This is a genomic window from Oceanimonas aquatica (assembly GCF_030732065.1).
In the GTDB taxonomy this organism is placed as follows: Bacteria; Pseudomonadota; Gammaproteobacteria; order Enterobacterales; family Aeromonadaceae; genus Oceanimonas.
In genome coordinates this window covers 71,605-86,901 of the sequence record NZ_JAVBHX010000004.1, presented here as the reverse complement: position 1 = coordinate 86,901, position 15,297 = coordinate 71,605, and the positions used below count along the sequence as shown (strand labels likewise).

Sequence of the window (15,297 nt, the reverse complement as noted above, 5' to 3'; positions counted from 1 at the left end):
CGCGCTTTTTTAACCAGCGAAGGGGTGTCGGACTTTACAGCCGGGCCCGGTTAAGAGTAGAATTTCGCACCATTTTATTGTCATACTGGTTAATACAAGCCAGTTAACCGAGGTGAGAGGCACATGCCAGTAATTAAAGTACGTGAAAACGAGCCCTTCGACGTAGCCCTGCGTCGCTTCAAGCGTTCCTGCGAAAAGGCCGGTATCCTGTCTGAAGTACGTCGCCGCGAGCACTACGAAAAGCCGACTACCGAGCGCAAGCGCGCCAAGGCTGCCGCTGTTAAGCGTCACGCCAAGAAGCTGGCTCGCGAAAACGCACGTCGCACTCGTCTGTACTAAGGCGTTGTTGATCTCATGTCTTTGAAAGACCAGCTGTCAGAACAGCAGAAAAATGCCATGCGTGCCAAAGACAAGGCTCGCCTGGGTACCCTGCGCATGCTGATGGCCGAGATCAAGCAGAAAGAGATCGACAGCCGCGAAACCCTGGACGATGACGGCATCATCGCGGTGATCACCAAAATGGTGAAACAGCGCAAAGATGCCGCCAACCAGTTCGAGCAGGCCGGTCGTCAGGAACTGGCCGACAACGAGCGCCAGGAAATCGTGGTGCTGCAGGAATTCCTGCCGCAACCCCTGACCGAAGACGAGCTGGATGCTTTGCTCACGCAGGCCATCGCCGATACCGGCGCCACTGGCATGCAGGACATGGGCAAGGTAATGGCGGTACTCAAACCGCAGATCCAGGGCCGTGCAGACATGGGTAAGGTCAGCGCCACCATCAAGGCCAAACTGGCCTGATAACCGCCGCTGAGCTGCCAACGGGCCGTGCTTCGCGAGAATGCACGGCTTTGTTTTTTGCTTTACGGTGAATCATGGCTGGCAGAATCCCCCAACAATTTATCGATGACCTCCTCGCCCGCACCGACATTGTCGACCTGGTCGATCAACGGGTAAGGCTCAAAAAAGCCGGCAAGAACTACCAGGCCTGCTGCCCCTTTCATAACGAAAAAAGTCCGTCCTTTACCGTCAGTCCCGACAAACAGTTCTATCACTGCTTCGGCTGTGGCGCCCATGGCACCGCACTTGGCTTTTTGATGGAATACGACGGGCTGGAATTTCTCGACGCCATTGACGAACTCGCGGCCATGCACGGCCTCACCGTGCCCCGGGAAACCACCGGCGGCAGCTCGCCCCAGCAACAGGCGGCGGCCCGGGCCGAACGCCAGGATCTCTATGGCCTGCTGAACGACATCAGCCACTTTTACCAGCAGCAGCTGCGCAGCGCGCCGGCGGCCATCGACTATCTCAAGGGCCGGGGTCTGAGCGGTGAAGTGGTCAAGCGTTTCGGCATCGGCTTTGTGCCGGATCAGTGGGACAGCGTTAAACGCCGCTACGGCAAAAACCGCGATACCGAACGCCAGCTCATCGACGGCGGCATGCTGCTGCAAAACGACAAGGGCCGGGTCTACGACCGCTTTCGCGATCGCATCATGTTCCCAATTCGGGATCGGCGCGGCCGCACCATCGGCTTTGGCGGCCGGGTGCTGGGCGACGGCACCCCCAAATATCTGAACTCGCCGGAAACCCCGGTGTTTCACAAGGGCCGCGAGCTGTACGGCCTCTATGAAGTGCGCCAGGCTCACCGCAACCCGGAACGTATTCTGGTGGTGGAAGGCTACATGGACGTGGTGGCCCTGGCCCAGTTTGGCATCGACTATGCGGTGGCCAGCCTCGGCACCTCCACCACCTCCGATCAACTGCAGCTGCTTTACCGCACCACCCGCGAGGTGATCTGCTGCTACGACGGCGATCGCGCCGGCCGCGAAGCCGCCTGGCGGGCCCTGGAAAACGCCCTGCCGCTGATGCAGGACGGCCGCAGCCTGCGCTTTGTATTTGTGCCCGACGGCGAAGACCCCGACAGCCTGGTGCGCACCCAGGGCAAAGACGCGTTTGAACAACTGCTGAACACCGCCCAGGACTTTGGTGATTTTCTGTTTGAACGGCTGGCCCAGGACAGCATGAGTGGCGACGCCGGCCAGCACGAGCTGGCCCACAAGGCTGCCGAAGCCATTATGCGGGTGCCCGAAGGCTTTACCCGGGAGGGACTGGTAACCCGGTTATCGCGTCAGCTCAACTGGGGTGAAAACGAGCGCCGGGTGAAAGAACTGTTCCAACGCCTAAAGCCGGCCGAAGGCCAGGAAAAGGCCCCTGCGGCCCGCCCGCAAAAACTAAAGCTGACCCCGCTTCGACGGGCCATTGCCCTTGTGCTACAATATCCGGCTGCCGCAGCCCGACTGCCGGAAATGCCGGCCCTGGAGGAACTCTCGCTTCCGGGTATGGAACTGCTGCTGGCCCTGCTGGTCATGGTTCGAGAGCAGCCCGGTATGAGTACCGCCCAGCTGCTGGAACACTGGCGCGGCCACCCGTCGGAACCCGCGCTGTCGCGCCTGGCCATGGCCGAAAACGCCTTTGCCGGCGACAATATCGAGCAGGAGCTGCAAGACATCTTCGTGGTGCTGATCAACGAATACCTGGCCCGGCGCATTGAGCTTTTACAGCAAAAAAGCCGCAGCCGCGACGGACTGACACCATCGGAAAAACAGGAATTACTGCTGCTGCTGACAGAAAGCAAGGGCGGCACGGTCTTATAATTGAAAAACGGGCAAACCGCCCCAAGATTGTAGTGAAGGCCCGGTTGACGGGTAAATGAAGAAATCAATGCAGGCTGCAGCACGCTCGGCTCAAGGGCGAGGTGTTGGCAAACTCGGACCAGTTAGCCTGACTGGTCAAATTTTGTTATAATCGGCTACTTGCGCGCCAGAAATGAGTGCCCCAGTACCCACACCCTCTTGCAACATCTAACCGGACGAGTTCTATGGAGCAAACCCCGCAGTCACAGCTTAAGCTTCTCGTTGCCAAAGGTAAAGAACAGGGCTACCTGACCTATGCCGAGGTAAATGATCATCTTCCTCAGGATATTGTCGACTCCGATCAGATCGAAGATATCATCCAGATGATCAATGACATGGGCATTCAGGTGGTGGAAAACGCCCCTGATGCCGATGATCTGATGATGACGGAAACCACCGCCGACGAAGACGCCGCCGAGGCCGCCGCCCAGGCGCTGGCGTCTGTTGAATCTGAAATTGGCCGCACCACCGACCCGGTGCGCATGTACATGCGCGAAATGGGTACCGTGGAGCTGCTGACCCGCGAAGGCGAAATCGACATCGCCAAGCGCATTGAAGATGGCATCAACCAGGTACAAAGCTCGGTGTCCGAGTACCCGGAGACCATTACTTCGCTGCTGGACCAGTTCGACCGCTTTGAAGCCGGCGACATCAAGCTGAGCGACATTATTTCCGGCTTTGTTGACCTGGAAGAAGCCGATGACGTGGCGCCCACCGCCACTCACATTGGCTCCGAGCTGAGCGACAAGGACCTCGACGACGAAGACGACGACGAGGATGAAGACGAGGACGAAGACGACGATTCAGAGACCGACAACGGTCCGGATCCCGAGCTCGCCCGCGAGAAGTTCGGCCAGCTGCGCGAGCAGTACGAAATTGTCAGAGACACCATTGCCGCCAAGGGCCGCACCTCGAAGGAAGCTGCCGCGCAGATCACCGCACTGGCGGATCTGTTCCGCCAGTTCCGCCTGGTGCCCAAGCAGTTCGATCGCCTGGTAAACAGCATGCGCGACATGATGGAGCGGGTGCGGGTGCAGGAGCGCATCATCATGAAGCTCTGCGTTGAGCAGTGCAAGATGCCCAAAAAGACCTTCGTGCAGGCCTTTGCCCATCATGAAAGCGAGCAGGCCTGGTTTGAAACCCAGCGGGCCGCCGGCAAAACCTGGTCTGGCCGTCTTGAAGACGTGGCCGAAGACGTACTGCGCGCCATTGGCAAGCTCAAGCTGGTAGAAGAAGAAACCGGCCTGACCATCTCCCAGATCAAGGACATCAACCGTCGCATGAGCATTGGTGAGGCCAAGGCCCGCCGTGCCAAGAAGGAAATGGTGGAAGCCAACCTACGTCTGGTGATTTCCATTGCCAAGAAGTACACCAACCGCGGTCTGCAATTCCTGGATCTGATCCAGGAAGGCAACATCGGCCTGATGAAGGCGGTCGACAAGTTCGAATACCGACGCGGCTACAAGTTCTCGACCTACGCCACCTGGTGGATCCGTCAGGCCATTACCCGCTCCATTGCGGATCAGGCCCGTACCATTCGTATTCCGGTGCACATGATTGAGACCATCAACAAGCTCAACCGGATTTCCCGCCAGATGCTGCAGGAAATGGGCCGCGAGCCCACGCCGGAAGAGCTGGCCCACCGCATGGCCATGCCGGAAGACAAGATCCGCAAGGTGCTGAAAATTGCCAAGGAGCCGATCTCGATGGAAACCCCCATCGGTGACGACGAAGATTCGCACCTGGGCGATTTTATCGAGGACACCACCCTGTCGCTGCCGGCGGACTCCGCCACTAGCGAGAGCCTGCGTAACGCCACCCACGATGTGCTGGCCGGCCTCACCGCCCGGGAAGCCAAGGTACTGCGCATGCGTTTTGGTATCGACATGAACACCGACCACACCCTTGAGGAAGTGGGCAAGCAGTTCGACGTTACCCGTGAGCGTATTCGCCAGATTGAAGCCAAGGCTCTGCGCAAACTGCGACACCCCAGCCGCTCCGAAGTGCTGCGCAGCTTCCTCGACGAGTAAGCACAACCGCACACAGTTCAAAGGGCGCTTCGGCGCCCTTTTTGTTTGCCTTTCAGCTTAAGTCGGGCAAAGGAATTGCTTCTCCGACACGCCGTGAACACCTCCCTGTGGGCTCCGCTGCGGCATCCCTGCCGCAGAGGGTACGGTGAAGCAGCTCCCTTTGCCCTCCTTCCTGACACTCGCCTTGCCTGCCTTAACCTGCTCCACCAACCGCTTAAAAATCAAGCGTCTAAGCTTCTGCCGCGGCTGGACAGGCCCCCACCGCTTCCCCTATAATCAGCCCACTTTTGGCCCCTTAGCTCAGTTGGTTAGAGCACACGACTCATAATCGTTAGGTCCCCAGTTCAAGTCTGGGAGGGGCCACCATACAGACACCGAAAAAAGCCAGTTGCATCAGTGCGCTGGCTTTTTTTGTGCCCTTCGAGTGCGACATTCACAGCACTGGTGCAATAGACTCTCCCCTTACCTGCTCTTTACATATATTGAATACTGTTACCGCTACAGATCAGGGAAGCCCGCACCATGACAGAAGCCCATTTCGAGCTGGTTGAATTTATTCATAAGCACCCGCGCCTGTTGGTGCTGACCGGTGCCGGCATCAGTACCGACTCGGGTATTCCCGACTACCGGGATCAGCAGGGCCAGTGGAAGCGCCAGCAGCCGGTACAGCACCCGGATTTTATGCGCTGCGAGCACACCCGCAAGCGCTACTGGGGCCGCAGTCTGGTGGGCTGGCCGGTAATGCGGGATGCCAGGCCCAACCCGGCCCACAACGCCCTGGCACAACTGGAGCAACTGGGCCACATAAGCCTGCTGGTCACGCAAAACGTGGACGGCCTGCACCAGCGCGCCGGCAGTGAAAAGGTAGTGGACTTGCATGGCCGCTCCGACCAGGTGGTGTGCATGAGCTGCGACTACCGTTGCAGCCGGGACGAAACCCATAGGCGCAGTGCCGAGCTGAACCCCGACTTTATTCACTACACCGCCGCCACCGCCCCGGATGGCGATGCCGATCTGGAAGTGGACTTCAGCCGCTTTCGCATACCTGGCTGCCACCGGTGCGGCGGCATCCTCAAGCCGGACGTGGTGTTTTTTGGCGACAACGTGCCCAAACAACGGGTGGTGGATTCACTGACGGCCCTTGAACGCGCCGACGGCCTGCTGGTGATCGGCTCGTCACTGATGGTGTATTCCGGCTACCGCTTCTGCCGCAAGGCGCAGGAATGGAACAAGCCCATTGCTGCCCTGACGCTTGGCAAAACCCGCGCCGATGAGCTGCTCAGCCTCAAGCTGAGCGCGCCCATCACTCCTCTGTTGCAGGCGGCGGTACATACCATAAGCCCGCCACGCTGATACTGGCAGACGGTATGCCTTAATGCGCTGCTGGTGCCTGCCACTGGCCGCGCTGATAAAACACAATGTCATCGCCATCAAAGCGGGCCAGGTGCAGCCACTGGTTCTCAACCAGGGCGCGCACCACCGGCTGGGCCTGCAGCACCGATTCAATGGCCGCGGCCGGTGCATCAATCACCACCGTCAGTCGCAGGGGCTCATGGTGCCAGTGCCGGCCGTCATGCACCGACTGCAGGGCCAGCCCGATACGCAGATCGCCACCGTTGCCTTCAAACACTCCCAGTCTGCCGCCCACCACGTTGTGCAGGGTTTTGTTGCCGCTGCCATAGCGCGGATTGTCAACGGTCGAGGCGAAATACTGCATGTTAATCCAGTTGGTCACCACCATGGGTGCCGTCATGATTTGAGTCAGCAGGCTGGCATTCGGATCGGCGGCGCTGTCATATTCATGCAGGAAGGCCCGCCCGCCCAGATCCCGCCCGCGGGTACGGGCCCGGCTCGCCACAATAAAGGCGGCATTGTTGGCCAGCCCCCACTCCGGCCGGGTTTGCGCCCAGTCGTTGGCCCGCTCCCTGAATTGACGGCGCAAAACCTCCGGCTCGGCCGGGCGGGCGCTCAGTCCCAGGGCCGGAGCCCGCTCGGCCCGGGCCGCGCAGCCGGCGTCATCCAGCGCCTGCTGCAGCGCAGGCAGCGCTTGTCTGGCCTCGCCCTGCAGCGAGTCGGTGTCGAACAGGGTCACCTCATCGGTGGTGGTGTTGTGCAGGGCTGCCAAGAAACGGGTGCGGGCCGGCAGCCTGATGCCCTGCCCGACCAGGCCGGCACGAACGGCCTCATCGTTAAGTATGTCCGCCAGCGCCCGCGCATTGACTTCGCCGGTCTGACCACAACAGGCACCGCAATCCAGGCCGGCCCGGTGAGGGTTGTTCTGGTTCTGGCTGCCGTGCCCCACCAGCAGCACCAGCGGTGCCAGCTCGCCGGTCAGCCCCATGCCGGTCAGGGCACTGTGCGCCACTGTCACCCGTTGCTCCACACTGCCCTGCAATACCGGCCGCAGCGTGCAGGCGCGGGATGCGGCCAGCCCCGGGCTGGCATCCCGAGTCGTCTTGTTTTGGGGCCGTGAGCGCTTGATCAACTTGCCCAGATAGCCCAGGCCCAGGGTTTCCACCAGGCTGAAGGCCGACGCCGGCAGGGTGGCAAAGGGCTGCCAGCCCGCCTGCCGTTGAAGGGCCTGCTGGCGCTGGCCGGCCAGGGCCTCGTCCTGGGCGGCCTCCCCTGTGGTGTCCGACACCGTCATGGCCGGTGCCAGCAACCCCGGCAACTGAGGCCGGCTGGCCTCGGTGCCCAGGGGCGAATAGCGGATCGGCAGACCAAAAAAGCCGGCAAAGCCCAGGGTCTGAATGGAATCTGAGCGGGCCTCCAGATGACGGCGAAACACTTCCGAGCGCACATCAATACAGAACGCCGCCTGCACTTTGGGCTCCGCCGGGCCGGACTCGGCCACCGGTGCCTGCAACGCCTGCGTCAGCGCCCGCTGATAACTGCGTTCGTGAGCGCGCAACCACACCAGCCGAAAGCGTGTGGCCTCGGTGTTCACGGTTTCACCGTGCCGGGCCCACTGGCTGCGCCAGCAGTCCCAGACCGAGCCGGCCTGACGGGCGCCGTCATCAATCAGGCTCTCCCAGCTCAGGCGAATGGCCAGCAGATCCACCAGGGTGTCATCGTCCTGCCCGTTCAGCCGGGCCTGCCAGCGACGATAGGCACACCAGGCCGCCCAGCCGCCAATGCGATAGATAACCGCCTGCAGGTAATCGGCCAGCGCGTCCGGCTCAATGCCCAGCTGCGCCAGCGCCTGGTGTATCTGCTCCCGGGGAGTGGCCGCCAATGCCGCGGCCCGGGCCGGCATGTTTGCCGCCTGCATCAGCAGCGCCACACTGTGATCCCGCATCAGGGTGGCCCGCCAGCTCTGGTACAGGCCATCGTGGCGTTCAGGGTGCCAGTCGGCCTGATCTTCATCAAAATAGGCGGCACAGAACTGGGCAATCTGATGGGTAATGGTGTCACACCAGGCCGGGTGGTGTTGCAGATCCCGCTGGCTGTCGAGAGTATCGCACAGCAGCGGCGGCGGCACCGGAGCCGTTGCCGCATGTTCCAGAGCGGCAATGGCGGCGGTGGCGTCTTCACCCGCCTCCCCGGCCGCGGCGTCTAGATCCGCCGGCGTGATACGGCCGTCCTGCCACAGGGTGCGGTAGTAGTCGAGCGGCATGGCCATGGGCGAGCCCGCCAGCCGGGCCTGCTGTTCGGCTACCTCCGCAAAGGGCCGCTCCACCATGGACCAGTAGGGATTAACGGCAATCATGCGATCCAGCGGCCAGGTGGGCGCTATCTGTGCACAGGCGGCGTGAATGGCTGCGTCCACCATGCCACCATGGTCGTGGGGTTGCCGGCTGGCACTCATGCTGTTTCTCCCAGTTCGTTGGTATGACGGTTAACCCGTGTTTGTGCCTGCAGCGGACTCAGACGTGCGGGCCAGATTTTAAAGGTGATGCGCGTAAAGGTTTCGTCCAGATAAAAACCGTTGTAGGCCCAGGGATACATACGCTGGACCAGCGGGTGCTGGCCATGGTGGCTTACCGCCACCTGGGCTGCATACAGCAGCACAAAGGCCAGCAGCGTCCAGGCCAGCAGCAGCGGGCTGGCCGGGGCCGAGGCCGGCGCCAGCCCGGCCACCAGCCAGTGCCACAGCAGATACAGGTGCAGCAGCGCCAGCACCTGCAGGGCCCCCCGGCCCAGCCGCGGCCACAGGCTGCGCGGTCCGTGCCAGAGCAGCGGAGCCAGCCCCAGCACCAGTATTGCCACGGCCGCCAGTGGCAGGGTCAGCGCCGGCACCCAGAGCTGCCAGAGCAGCAGAGGCATGGCCACCAGTGCGGCCACCATCAGCAGCGCCGATACACCGCCCCGCACGCCGGCGATATGGGGCCGGTAATCCTTCAGCCGGGCATGCTCCACGGCCTCGCCGACCGCCAGAAAGGCATGAGCCTTGTAGATGGAGTGGGCCAGCAGGTGCAACAGCGCCAGCTCATACAGGCCAAGGCCAATCTCCACCAGCATAAAGCCCATCTGGGCACAGGTTGACCAGGCCAGCCTGACCTTGATGCTGATGCGGGTCATCATCACCCAGCCCGCCAGAACCGCGGTCAGACTGCCGACGATCACCAGCAGGTATTGCGCGGCCGGGGCCAGGGCGATGAGCGAGGCCAGGGTGATCAACACAAAGCCGCCAATATTCACCACGCCGGCATGCAGCAGCGCCGATACCGGCGTGGGTGCTTCCATCACCTGGATCAGCCAGCCGTGCAGCGGCAGTTGCGCCGACTTGAGCACCGCCGCCAGGGCAATCAGCACCGCCGCCCCATGCAGGGCTAGGGGCAGGGATTCAGCCGCCGCCAGCTGCGCATTGAGCACATCCACCGACAGGCTGCCCACCGAGCTGTAAATCAGCACCAGCGCACCCAGCAGACACAGTTCGGCCATGCGGCTGACCAGAAATTTCTTGTGCGCAACGATTTGGCCGGTCTTGCGCTCGGCGTAATAGGTCAGCAGGTAGTGCAGACCTATGCTGGTACCGCTCCAGGCCAGCGCCATCACTGCCAGATGACGGCTCGCCACCAGCACGGTCACCGACGACAGGGTAAACATGATGGCCCGCACAAACAGCGCCTGGCGCGGTTCGCCCCGCAGGTAACGGGAGGCATAGCCCACAATCACCCAGCCCAGTACCGCCACCAGCATGCCCATCACCACCGGCAGCCCCGGCGGTGTTACCCGGGTCAGCCCCCATTGCAGCGCAGGCACCAGTAGGCTGGCGGCCAGCGCCAGCCGTGACGACAACCGGGCAATGCGCCAGTGATGCTGACGCGATAACATGCAGGCCAGCCAGCCCACCAGATAACAGGCGGCAAGGGCAGCCCCACTCAGTACAAAAGGCATGGGTTACGCTCTCAAAAAGTCGTGATTGACGAATTGCGCGTATTTTTGCAGCCGGCAGAATGTTTTGTAAAATATATAAATATTCACAAGACGTTCTATTAAAGAGAACAATGAATGCGTAACCTCAACTTTCATCACCTGCATTACTTCTGGACCGTGGCCAAGGAAGGACACCTGACCCGGGCGGCGAAAAAGCTCAATGTTTCCCAGTCGGCCCTGTCATCCCAGATCCGCCAGCTGGAAGAGCAACTGGGACAGGCTTTGTTTCTGCGCCAGGGCCGCACCCTGACCCTGACCGAGGCCGGTCATCTGGTACTGGAATATGCCGAGAGCATTTTCAGTCTGGGCAGCGAGCTGCTGTCGGTGATGGAGAGCGGAGAGCATCAACGGGTACAGCAACTGCGCATTGGCGCGGTGGCGACCCTGTCCCGGAACTTCCAGGAAAACTTTCTGCGCCCCACCTTTGGCCAGCCGGATGTGAGGCTGGTGATCACCTCATCCAATCTCGACGATCTGCTGGGCCAGCTTAAAATGCACAAGCTTGATCTCATTCTCTCCAACCGCCCGGTGGTATCGGATTCGGCCACGCCCTGGCGCTGCAAGCTGCTCGCCCAGCAGCGGGTATGCCTGGTCGGCCCCACCCAGGCCGGGTTTGAGCAACTGTCTTTTCCCCGGGATCTGGAGCAGGTCAATGTGCTGCTGCCAGGCCCCGACAGTGATATACGCACCCAGTTCGACATTTACTGTGAGGAGCACGGCGTCTCCATTTCGCCATACGCCGAAGTGGATGACATGGCCATGCTGCGCTTGCTGGCGCGGGATGCCGGCGGCATTGCGGTGGTGCCCGAGGTGGTAGTGCAGGATGAAATACAAAGCGGCATGCTGCGTAACTACTGCACGCTGCCGGTTACCGAGTGTTTTTATGCCATTACCGCCCGGCGTCATTTTGAACTGCCGCTGCTGAATGCCCTGCTGGCTCGCCGGAGCACAAGCGATGAGCCGCCAGCGGCATTGATATAAAGACGGGGTCCTTTACCGGTGAGCTGGCCACTATTATACAATCAGGGCCGGCCTCGCCCTGCTGTTGCAAGGAGTCTTCATGTCCCTCGTGCTGCTGCTGACCCAGCAGATGTCGCTGTATCTGGTCATTGTGTACCTGGTCAGCCGCACGCCGCTGTTCAAACTGTTTACCGAGGCCGCCACCCGGCTGCCCCACAAGGTGTTCATTTATCTGGTGTTTTCCGGCTTTTGCATCATGGCCACCTACTTTGGCGAGCAGACCCACGGCGCCATCGCCAACACCCGTGCCATGGGTGCGGTGCTGGGCGGCCTGCTCGGCGGCCCGGTTACCGGCACCCTGGTGGGCCTCACCGGCGGGCTGCACCGCTACAGCCTGGGCGGCTTTACCGATCTGGCCTGCGCCGTATCCACTACCCTGGAAGGGCTCTCCGCCGGCCTGGTCAGCCTGTATCTGCGGCGCACCGGACGCAGTGAGCAGGTGTTCAATCCACTACGGGTGTGCCTGCTCACCCTGGCTGCCGAGATCATGCAGATGAGCATTATTTTGCTGCTGGCCCGCCCCTTTGACGATGCCCTGGCACTGGTGCTGCAAATCGCGCCGTCCATGCTGCTGGTCAACTCGGTGGGCGCCGCCCTGTTCATGAGCATGATTCGGGATCAGAAAGCCATGTTCGACAAGCAGTCGTCGGCCTTTTCCACCAAGGCGCTGAAAATTGCCGAACGCAGCGTGGGCCTGCTCAGCAAGGGCTTTAACGAGGAAACCAGCGCCCAGGTGGCGCGCATATTGATAGAAGAAACCAAAGTCGGTGCCGTGGCCATTACCGACCGGGAAAAGCTGCTGGCCTTTATCGGCATCGGCGCCGATCACCATCTGCCCGGCGCGCCCATTTCCTCGCAAATGACCCTGGACGCCATTCATCACAACCGGGTGATGTTTGCCGACGGCGTGGAAACTCCCTACGCCTGCTCCATGTCGCCCCACTGCACGCTTGGCTCCAGCCTGGTGATTCCGCTGCGCAGTGACAACGAAGTGGTGGGCACCATCAAGCTGTACGAGCCCAAGAACAAGCTGTTCCTCAATATCAACCGCACCCTGGGGGAAGGCATCGCCCGCCTGCTGTCCAGCCAGATCCTGTTTGGCCGCTTTGTGGAGCAGCAAAGCCTGCTGACCCAGGCGGAGCTGAAACTGTTGCAGGCCCAGGTTAATCCGCATTTTCTGTTCAATGCCCTGAGCACCATAGGCGCCATTACCCGCCGGGATCCCAACAAGGCGCGGCAGCTGTTGCAGCAGCTCAGCCAGTTTCTGCGCATCAACCTCAAGCGCACCACCGGCCTGGTCACCCTGGGCGACGAACTGGAGCATATTCATGCCTACCTGACCATCGAGAAGGCCCGCTTTATCGACAAACTGCGAGTGGACATCGACATTCCCGAGTCGCTGCACGGTATTCGGGTGCCGGCCTTTACCCTGCAGCCCATTATCGAAAACGCGGTCAAGCACGGCACTTCCCACCTGCTGGACACCGGTCATATTCAGGTTAACGCCAGCCTGAATAACCAGGAACTGCTGCTGGAAGTCACCGACAACGCCGGCCTGTATCAGCCCAAAAAAGACTCGGACGGTCTGGGCATGAACCTGGTGCACAAGCGCATTCAGAACCTGTTCGGCCCCGACTACGGCCTGACCGTGGTCTGTGAACCCGGTGACTTTACCCGGGTTGAAATTCGCCTGCCCATTACGGAGCCCCCAGCATGATCACCTGCCTGATTATCGACGACGAACCCTTTGCCCGGGACGAGCTGGCCGCCCAGCTCGCCGAGGCCGATGACATCGAGATTGTAGGCCAGTGCGGCAACGCCATTGAAGCCATGCAGGCCATCACCCGGCTAAAGCCCGATCTGGTGTTTCTGGATATTCAGATGCCCCGCATTACCGGCATGGAGCTGATCGCCATGCTGGATCCGGCCACCATGCCCAGAGTGGTGTTCGTCACCGCCTTTGACGAGTTCGCGGTGCAGGCCTTTGAGCGCCACGCCTTTGACTACCTGCTCAAGCCGGTGGACGAGCAGCGACTGCAACAAACCCTGGAAAAGGTACGCCGGGATCTGCGCCCGCAGGCAGTGGAAGCCCTGGCCCCGAGCCGGCTGGAGCACCTGCCCTGCTACAGCGGCCAGAAGCTGAAGGTAGTGCCGGTGGCGGAGGTGGAATACGTGTTCAGCGATCTCTCCGGCGTACACGTGGCCACCGCCAGCGAGCAGGTGCACACCCAGATGACCCTGAAGGTCATCGAAGAAAAAACCCCCCTGGTGCGCTGCCACCGGCAATACCTGGTAGCACCCGGCGCCATTGCCGAAATCGAGATGCTGGAAGCCGGCGCCGAGCTCACCACCCGCGCCGGCGCCCGGGTGCCGGTATCGCGCCGCTACCTCAAGCCCCTCAAGCAGCTGTTCGGTTTTCACTAGCAGAATATGAGCGATCGTTCAGCCCCGCTGCCGACCGCTTACCCCCTTTATTCGACCGCTCACTCAGGAACCGCTTTTCCCGTGTTGATGGCTGCCTACACTGGCGGCACTTACTACAAGAGGGATGATGTTATGACCTGGTTTCTGCTCTGCGTCGGCCTGCTGCTCGGCGGCTATTTCATCTACGGCACCTTTGTCGAAAAGGTGTTTGGCATTCGGACGGAGCGCCAGACCCCGGCGTTTACTCAGGGCGATGGCGTCGACTATGTGCCCATGTCCAAGGGCAAGGTCTACCTCATCCAGCTGCTTAACATCGCCGGTGTCGGCCCCATCTTCGGCCCCATTCTGGGCGCGCTTTACGGCCCCGCCGCCATGCTGTGGATTGTGCTGGGCTGCATCTTCGCCGGTGCCGTACACGACTACTTCTCCGGCATGCTGTCGGTGCGCAACGGCGGCCAGTCTGTGCCCAACCTGGCGGGTAAATACCTGGGCCGGGGTGCCAAAAACTTTATGAACGTGTTCGCCATTGTGCTGCTGCTGCTGGTGGGTGTGGTGTTTATCTCCGCCCCCGCCGGCCTGCTGGCCAAGATCACCGGCGTGAGCGTGTCGGTGTTTGTGGGCGTGATCTTCGTCTATTACCTGCTGGCCACCATAGTGCCGGTAGACAAGATCATCGGTCGTCTGTACCCCTTCTTCGGCGCCCTGCTGATCTTCATGTCGGTGGGCCTCACCGTGGCGCTGGTCGCTTCCAGCGAGCACAGCATGCTGCCGGGCTTTGAAGTGGATGACTTCCTGCAGAACCTGAACCCCAACGACATGCCGCTGTGGCCGGCGCTGTTCATCACCATCGCCTGTGGCGCCGTATCCGGCTTTCATGCCACCCAGTCGCCGCTGATGGCCCGCTGCGTGGAAAATGAAAGCAACGGCCGCTTCGTGTTCTACGGCGCCATGATCGGGGAAGGCATTATTGCGCTGATCTGGTGCGCCATCGCCCTGTCCTTCTTCGGTGGCGTGGAAGGCCTGAACAACGGCATGGGCGGCAACCCGGCCAACCTGGTGTATGAGGCATCAACCGGCCTGCTGGGTGCCGTGGGTGGCTTTATGGCGGTGCTGGGCGTGATTGTGCTGCCCATTACCTCCGGCGACACCGCCTTTCGCTCCGCCCGTCTGATCCTGGCCGAGTACTTCAACCTGCCGCAAAACCGCCTGCCCAAGCGGCTGATGCTGGCCATTCCGCTGTTCGTGATTGGCGCCGTACTGACCCAGGTGGACTTCGGCATTATCTGGCGTTACTTCGGGGTCGCCAACCAGGCTACCGCCGTGATGATGCTGTGGACCGCCTCGGCCTACCTGCTGCGCCACAACAAGCTGCACTGGATTGCCACCGTGCCGGCCATGTTCATGACTACCGTGGTCATCAGCTTCCTGCTGAACTCCGCCACCCTGGGCGCGGGCCTGCCGATGACCCTGTCCACCATCACCGGCATTGTGCTGACCCTGGTGATCACCGCCCTGATCGTGACCCGCATCAAGGGCCGCAACGAGCATCTGCTGGCCGACGAAGCCTGATTGCTCACTCTTGGTATGCAAAAGCCGGCCTTCATGGGCCGGCTTTTTGTTTGAGGGCAAAGGCGACGTACTTGGGTTATTTGTCATTCCCGTGAAGACGGGAGTCCATTCCGTCGGCACCAGCACTGGGTCCCCGTCTTCGCGGTGAATGACGTTCCTTCTCGGGGGCGACGTACTTGAGTTAT

At 61.3% G+C, this 15,297-nt stretch carries 11 protein-coding genes and 1 tRNA gene; 10 read left to right on the top strand and 2 right to left on the bottom strand.

Annotation, left to right across the window (positions count from 1 at the left end):
- The first annotated feature begins 123 nt into the window (after window positions 1–123).
- The 6 genes from rpsU to Q9290_RS07230 all read left to right on the top strand — a co-directional run bounded on the left by rpsU (window position 124) and on the right by Q9290_RS07230 (window position 6,073).
- Window positions 124–339 carry a 30S ribosomal protein S21 gene (gene rpsU / locus Q9290_RS07255; RefSeq protein WP_014293599.1) on the top strand — a complete coding sequence of 72 codons (216 nt, stop codon included), beginning with the start codon at window positions 124–126 and terminating at the stop codon, window positions 337–339.
- A 15-nt stretch (window positions 340–354) separates the two neighbouring features.
- Window positions 355–798, top strand: a complete 444-nt coding sequence (locus Q9290_RS07250) for a GatB/YqeY domain-containing protein (RefSeq protein ID WP_014293600.1) — start codon at window positions 355–357, stop codon at window positions 796–798.
- 74 nt (window positions 799–872) lie between these two features.
- Window positions 873–2,651 carry a DNA primase gene (gene dnaG, locus Q9290_RS07245; RefSeq protein WP_306078971.1) on the top strand — a complete coding sequence of 593 codons (1,779 nt, stop codon included), beginning with the start codon at window positions 873–875 and terminating at the stop codon, window positions 2,649–2,651.
- Between the two features lie 176 nt (window positions 2,652–2,827).
- Entirely contained in the window at window positions 2,828–4,720 is a 1,893-nt protein-coding gene (rpoD, locus tag Q9290_RS07240; RefSeq protein WP_306078970.1) for an RNA polymerase sigma factor RpoD, read from the top strand.
- 289 nt (window positions 4,721–5,009) lie between these two features.
- Window positions 5,010–5,086: transfer RNA gene (locus Q9290_RS07235), tRNA-Ile, on the top strand.
- A 156-nt stretch (window positions 5,087–5,242) separates the two neighbouring features.
- A complete protein-coding gene (locus Q9290_RS07230) occupies window positions 5,243–6,073 on the top strand; it encodes an NAD-dependent protein deacetylase (protein ID WP_306078969.1) in 831 nt (276 codons plus the stop codon).
- Window positions 6,074–6,092: 19 nt separating this feature from the next.
- On the opposite strand, the gene Q9290_RS07225 is transcribed toward Q9290_RS07230, so the two are convergent.
- Together Q9290_RS07225 and Q9290_RS07220 are read right to left on the bottom strand one after the other, a co-directional pair.
- Complete coding sequence (locus Q9290_RS07225) at window positions 6,093–8,528, bottom strand: YbcC family protein (protein WP_306078968.1); 2,436 nt, start codon at window positions 8,526–8,528, stop codon at window positions 6,093–6,095.
- Window positions 8,525–10,060, bottom strand: a complete 1,536-nt coding sequence (locus Q9290_RS07220) for an NADH-quinone oxidoreductase subunit L (protein WP_306078967.1) — start codon at window positions 10,058–10,060, stop codon at window positions 8,525–8,527. The genes Q9290_RS07225 and Q9290_RS07220 overlap by 4 nt, the downstream gene beginning before the upstream one ends.
- A 114-nt stretch (window positions 10,061–10,174) precedes the next feature.
- On the opposite strand from Q9290_RS07220, the gene Q9290_RS07215 reads away from it, so the two are divergent.
- The 4 genes from Q9290_RS07215 to Q9290_RS07200 all read left to right on the top strand — a co-directional run bounded on the left by Q9290_RS07215 (window position 10,175) and on the right by Q9290_RS07200 (window position 15,112).
- Window positions 10,175–11,080, top strand: a complete 906-nt coding sequence (locus Q9290_RS07215; protein WP_306078966.1) for a LysR family transcriptional regulator — start codon at window positions 10,175–10,177, stop codon at window positions 11,078–11,080.
- Window positions 11,081–11,159: 79 nt separating this feature from the next.
- Entirely contained in the window at window positions 11,160–12,836 is a 1,677-nt protein-coding gene (locus Q9290_RS07210; protein WP_306078965.1) for a sensor histidine kinase, read from the top strand.
- The gene (gene btsR / locus Q9290_RS07205; RefSeq protein ID WP_306078964.1) at window positions 12,833–13,543 is read left to right on the top strand and encodes a two-component system response regulator BtsR; all 711 of its coding nucleotides are present in this window, start codon (window positions 12,833–12,835) and stop codon (window positions 13,541–13,543) included. The genes Q9290_RS07210 and btsR overlap by 4 nt, the downstream gene beginning before the upstream one ends.
- Window positions 13,544–13,675: 132 nt before the next feature.
- Window positions 13,676–15,112, top strand: coding sequence for a carbon starvation CstA family protein (locus tag Q9290_RS07200; protein ID WP_306078963.1), 1,437 nt, complete (start codon window positions 13,676–13,678; stop codon window positions 15,110–15,112).
- The last annotated feature ends 185 nt before the right edge of the window (window positions 15,113–15,297 follow it).

Excerpts from the sequence above, each read along its gene's own strand:
- rpsU (WP_014293599.1), top strand. The coding sequence starts at position 124 with ATGCCAGTAATTAAAGTACGTGAAAACGAGCCCTTCGACGTAGCCCTG.
- Q9290_RS07250 (WP_014293600.1), top strand. The coding sequence starts at position 355 with ATGTCTTTGAAAGACCAGCTGTCAGAACAGCAGAAAAATGCCATGCGT.
- dnaG (WP_306078971.1), top strand. The coding sequence starts at position 873 with ATGGCTGGCAGAATCCCCCAACAATTTATCGATGACCTCCTCGCCCGC.
- Q9290_RS07230 (WP_306078969.1), top strand. The coding sequence starts at position 5,243 with ATGACAGAAGCCCATTTCGAGCTGGTTGAATTTATTCATAAGCACCCG.
- Q9290_RS07225 (WP_306078968.1), bottom strand. The coding sequence starts at position 8,528 with ATGAGTGCCAGCCGGCAACCCCACGACCATGGTGGCATGGTGGACGCA.
- Q9290_RS07220 (WP_306078967.1), bottom strand. The coding sequence starts at position 10,060 with ATGCCTTTTGTACTGAGTGGGGCTGCCCTTGCCGCCTGTTATCTGGTG.
- Q9290_RS07215 (WP_306078966.1), top strand. The coding sequence starts at position 10,175 with ATGCGTAACCTCAACTTTCATCACCTGCATTACTTCTGGACCGTGGCC.
- Q9290_RS07210 (WP_306078965.1), top strand. The coding sequence starts at position 11,160 with ATGTCCCTCGTGCTGCTGCTGACCCAGCAGATGTCGCTGTATCTGGTC.
- btsR (WP_306078964.1), top strand. The coding sequence starts at position 12,833 with ATGATCACCTGCCTGATTATCGACGACGAACCCTTTGCCCGGGACGAG.
- Q9290_RS07200 (WP_306078963.1), top strand. The coding sequence starts at position 13,676 with ATGACCTGGTTTCTGCTCTGCGTCGGCCTGCTGCTCGGCGGCTATTTC.